Here is a 5,524-nt window from a genome sequence, read left to right as displayed (position 1 = left end):
CGTAGGCGCTCGTCTCCGGGAGGGGCAGGCCGATGGTGGGCTCGGCGGGGCCTTCAGGGACGCGGGTGAAGGTGGAGTAGGTGGTGTCCTCGGTGGGGCCGTAGAGGTTGAAGACGTGCTCGACGGTACCGGTGGCGTAGAGGGCACGCGCGAGGGTGCCCGGGAGAGGCTCACCCGCGAGGTTGATGGTGCGAGCGGAGGGCGGAATGGCGCCCGTGCGCAGCAGCTCGGCGATGGCGGAGGGGACGGTGTTGATGAGCGTCACCTCCGAGGCAGCGGGCAACCCCGCGAGCGCGAGCGCGTTGTCAGCGAGCAACACCGCGCCACCGCAGGCGAGGGGCGCGAAGAGCTCGAAGACGGAGAGGTCGAAGCAGACGGACGTAGCGGCCAGCGTGCCGGCCAACTGAGCAGGCGAGAAGGTGCGCAGGGACCAGTCGAGGAAGGCGGTGGCGCTGGCGTGGGAGATGGCGACGCCCTTGGGCCTGCCGGTGGAGCCCGAGGTGTAGATGACGTAGGCGAGGTTCTCCTCGGACACGGACGTGGCCGGTGCCGAGGTGGGCAGCGCGGAGACACCTTCAGGAAGCGCGTCGAGACAGAGGGTGTCCACGCCCTGGGTATCGAGCTTCAGCGAAGCCAGCACAGGGTAGTGCGAGAGCAGGAGCCGCGCGCCGGAGTCCGCGAGGGTGAAGTCGAGCCGCTGCCGGGGGTACGCGGGGTCCAGGGGCACGTAGGTGCCGCCGGCCTTGAGGATGGCGAGCAGCGAAGTGACGAGGTCGACGTTGCGCTCCAGGCAGACGGCGACGCGCACCTCGGGCCCGACGCCTTGCGAGCGCAGGTGGTGCGCGAGCTGGTTGGCGCGTGCATCAAGCCGGGCGTAGCTCAGGCGCTCATTGCCAACGACAAGGGCGGTGGCGTCTGGGGTGCGCGCCACCTGCTGCGCGACGAGGTGGTGGATGAAGCCACGGCTCAGCTTCGTGCGCGTGTCATTCCACTCCACGAGCAGCGTGTTCCGCTCGTCCGGCGTCAGCATCGACAGTTCAGCGACCCTTGTGTCGGGCCTGGACACCGCGGACTCGAGCAACACCTGGAGGTGCTTCACGAGCCTCTGGATCGTCTCTTCGCGGAAGAGGTCGGCGCTGTAGGTGATGGCGCCTTGCAGCCCTTCGGGTGACGTGGCGAACGCGAACGTGAGGTCGAACTTCGCGGCGTGGTCCTCCACCTGCACGGGGTGGATGGACAGCGCTCCCTGCGTCGTGGCGGACGTGGACGTGTTCTGCAGGAGGAGCATCGCCTGGAAGAGCGGCGTGCGGCTCAGGTCCCGCTGCGGGTGCAGCTCCTCGACGAGCTTCTCGAACGGGACGTCCTGGTGGGCCTGGGCTCCCAGGGTCGTCTCCTTCGCTCGGGCCAACAACTGGCGGAACGTGGGCGCGTCATCCAGGCGGGCCCTCAGCGCCAGCGTGTTGACGAAGAAGCCGATGAGGCCTTCCAGTTCGGAGAAGCGGCGGCCCGCGATGGGCGTACCGATGACGACGTCGTCCTGGCCGGAATAGCGCGCGAGCAGCGCCTGCGTGGAGGCGAGCAGGACCATGAAGAGGGTGGCTCCCTCCTTCTGGCCCAGGGCCTCCAGCGCCTGGCTCACCGACACGGGCAGGCGGAAGTGGACGGCGCCACCTCGCGTGGACTGCACGGGCGGACGCGGGAAGTCGGTGGGCAGCTCCAGTGCGTGCGGCGCACCCGTGAGCTGCTGCTTCCACCACGACACCTGCCGCTCCAGCACTTCGCCTTGCAGCCACGAGCGCTGCCAGACCGCGTAGTCGGCGTACTGGATCGGCAGCTCGGGCAGCGGCGAGGGCCGGCCCTGGCGGAAGGCCTCGTAGAGCGCGGACACCTCGCGCACCAACACACCCGTGGACCAGCCGTCGGAGACGACGTGGTGCAGGTTGAGGAGCAGCACGTGCTGGCGCTCGGAGAGGCGCAGCAGGCGGGCGCGCAGCAGGGGGCCCTGGGCGAGATTGAACGGACGCGCGGCTTCTTCCTGCGCCAGTCGCTGGGCCTCGGTCTCCGAAGCCTCGTGCTGGCTCAGGTCGACCACGGGCAGCCGGAGCGGCGTGGGCGCGTGGATGTGCTGCACCGGCGCTCCGCCCTCTTCATGCAGGGTGGTGCGCAGGGCTTCGTGACGGCGCACCAGCTCCGTGAAGGCCTGCTCCAACGCCTTCACGTCCAGCGCTCCATCGAGCCGGAGCGCTGATGGGATGTTGTAGGCCGACCCTCCGGGCTGGAGCTGATCCAGCAACCACAGACGCTGCTGCGCGAAGGACAGGGGCAGGGACTCGCCCGTCCTCGGGGTGGCGACCAGGGCGGGCAGGGCCCTGGCGCTGCTGGCCTGCTCCACCCGCTGGGCGAGCTGCTCCAGCACGGGGGCTTCGAAGAGGGCTCGCAGCGGCAGCTCCACCCCGAAGGCGGAGCGGACCCGCGACACCACCTGCGTGGCCAGGAGCGAGTGGCCTCCCAGCTCGAAGAAGTGATCCTGACGGCCGATGCGCTCGACTCGCAGCACCTGGGCCCACAGCTCGGCGAGCCGCCGCTCCGTGGCGGTGGTCGGTGCGACGTAGTCCTCACTCCTCGCGGCGCTGGCCTCCGGCGCGGGGAGGGCCTTGCGGTCCACCTTGCCGTTGGGCGTGAGCGGGAAGGCGGCCAGGGCGACGAACGCCGAGGGCACCATGTACTCGGGCAGCTTCTGCTGGAGGAAGGTGCGCAGCTCGCTTGCGTCGCAGGGCGACTCCGGCACCACGTAGGCGACGAGGCGCTGATCTCCCGGGACGTCCTCGCGGACCAGGACCGTGGCGGTGCGGACCGTGGGATGGCTCTGGAGCGCGGCTTCAATCTCTCCCAGCTCCAGCCGGAAGCCTCGCAGCTTCACCTGGAAGTCGATGCGGCCCAGGTACTCGAGCGTGCCGTCCTCCCTCCAGCGGGCCTTGTCTCCCGTGCGGTACATGCGCGCACCGGGCTCGGTGCCGAAGGGGTTCGGGACGAAGCGCTCGGCGGTGAGGTTCGGGCGGTCCAGGTAGCCCCGCGCGACGCCTGCTCCCGCGATGAAGAGCTCGCCGGCCACTCCCACCGGGACGGGGCGCAGGGTCGCGTCCAGCACGTAGGTCCGCACGTTGAGCAGCGGTCCTCCGAGCGTGGGCTGCGTTCCCCTCCGGATGGCGAAGGCCGTGGCGTCGACGGTGCACTCGGTGGGGCCGTAGACGTTGAAGGTCCGGGTGTGCTCGGCCGCGGCCAGCACGTTCCAGGTGGCCTCGTCGATGGCTTCACCGCCCGGCACCAGCAGCGCGGGAGCGGAGCCGCCTTCCAGCAGGCCCGCCTGGAGCATCAGCCGCAGCAGGGACGGCGTGCAGTCCAGCACGTCCACCCGGTGCTTGCGCTGCCACGTCACCATCGCCTCCGCGTCCTGCCGCGTGGCCTCCGGGACGATGCACAGGCAGTGGCCCTCCAGCAGCTGCACCAGTTGCTTGACGGAGGCGTCGAAGGCCAGCGGTGCGTTGACGCTGACGCGCAGGCCCTGGGGCTGATCCGCGTAGACGGTCCGCTTCAGCGCGCGGTGGAGGTTGAGCACCGAGCCGTGCCGCACCATCACGCCCTTGGGCGTGCCCGTGGAGCCGGACGTGTAGATGACGTACGCGAGGTTCTCGGAGGTGGCGAGCGGCGCGAGGGCCTGCTCGGGCAGGGAGGCCCAGGGCGCCTTCGGCGCGTCGACGCTCAGCGCCTGGATTCCCTCGGGCCGCCAGGAATCGAGCAGGTGCTGCTGCGTGAGGAGCACCGGCGCCGCGCAGTCCTGGAGCGCGAAGTCCCTGCGCTGCTGGGGCCAGTTCGCATCCAGCGGGACGTACGCTCCGCCAGCCTTCATCACGGCCAACAGCGCGACGACCATGTCCACGGAGCGCTCGAAGCAGAGCGCGACCCGCACCTCGGGGCCGACCCCGAGCGTGCGCAGGTGCCGGGCGAGCTGGTTCGCGCGGGCGTCGAGCTGCGCGAACGAGAGCACCGTGTCCTCGTCGCTCACGGCGGGGGCCTGTGGCTTGCGGGCGGCCTGCTGCTCGAAGGCGGCGTGGAAGGTGGTGGCGGGAGCCGGCTCTCCGGCGGTGTCGTTCCACGCGTGGAGCAGCTGCTGGCGCTCATCGGGCGTCAGCAGGGACAGCTCGGCGAGGCGCTGATCCGGGTGTGCGGTGAGGCCTTCCAGCAGGACCTGGAAGTGCTTCGCCATGCGGTGCGCGGTGGCCGGGGTGAACAGGTCGGCGCTGTACTTGAGCGCTCCGACGAGCCCCTCCGGCGTTTCGTTCAGGTCGAGCGACAGCTCGAACTTGGTGAGGACCTCGTCCTCGTCCGCGAGCGGATGCAGGGACAGTGAGGGCAGGGCCAGGGCCTGCACCGGCACGTTCTGCATCGCGAAGAACGCCTGGAAGAGCGCCGAGCGGCTCAGGTCGCGCTGGGACTGGAGTTCCTCGACGAGCTTCTCGAACGGGACGTCCTGATGCTCGAAGGCTCCGAGGGTGGATTCACGGACCTGGGCCAACCACTGACGGAAGGTGCTCGCGCCGTCCACGCGGGCTCGCAGCACCAGCGTGTTGACGAAGAAGCCGATGAGGTCCTCGGTCTCCGTGTGACGCCGGCCCGCGATGGGCGTGCCGACGAGCAGGTCGTCCTGGCCGCTGTAGCGGGACAGGAGCAGCTGCCACGCGGACAGCAGCAGCATGAAGGACGTGGCGCCTTCGCGCTGGGCCAGGGCGTCGACGGCCTTGCTCAGCTCCTTCGACAGGCGCACCGGCACCCGGCCGCCCCGGTTGGAGAGCACGGGCGGACGGGGGAAGTCGGTGGGAAGCTCCAGCTGCGTGGGGGCTCCGTCGAGGTGCTGCTTCCACCACGACACCTGCCGCTCCAGCACGTCGCCCGTCAGCCATTGACGCTGCCACGCGGCGTAGTCGGCGTACTGCACGGGCAGGGCACGCAGCGGCGAGGGGTGGCCCTGGCGGAAGGACTCGTAGAGCGCGGCCAGCTCGCGCACCAGCACTCCGCTGGACCAGCCGTCGGAGATGACGTGGTGCAGGTTGAGCAGCAGCACGTGCTGCCGTTCGGAGAGACGCAGCAGGCGGGCGCGCAACAGCGGGCCGTGTGCGAGATCGAACGGGCGCCGTGCATCGTCGTGGGCCAGACGGCGGGCCTCGGACTCGGGAGCCTCGTGCGTGCTCAGGTCGAGCGCGGGGAGGTGGAAGGGCGCGGGCGCGTGGATGTGCTGCACGGGCGTGCCGGCCTCGTCACCCAGGGTGGTGCGCAGGCTCTCGTGGCGGCGCACCAGCTCCGTGAAGGCCTGCTCCAACGCGCCTGCGTCCAGCGCTCCCTCCAATCGGAGGGCGAACGGCATGTTGTAGGCGGAGCCTCCGGGCTGGAGCTGATCCAGGAACCACAGGCGCTGCTGCGCGAAGGACAGGGGCAGGGGCGCGCCCGTCCGGGGCGTGGGCCTCAGGGC

Annotated in this window: 1 protein-coding gene; it reads right to left on the bottom strand. The window is 70.7% G+C overall.

The annotated features are described in order from the left end of the window. Positions 1-5,524: non-ribosomal peptide synthetase (locus tag D7V97_RS39340; RefSeq protein ID WP_120615714.1), on the bottom strand; the 5,524-nt coding region annotated here is incomplete at both ends.

Origin of the sequence: Corallococcus sp. CA053C, assembly GCF_003611675.1 — a bacterium.
GTDB lineage: Bacteria > Myxococcota > Myxococcia > Myxococcales > Myxococcaceae > Corallococcus.
Note: the sequence above shows the minus strand (reverse complement) of the source record. Positions and strands in the feature narration are given on the sequence as shown.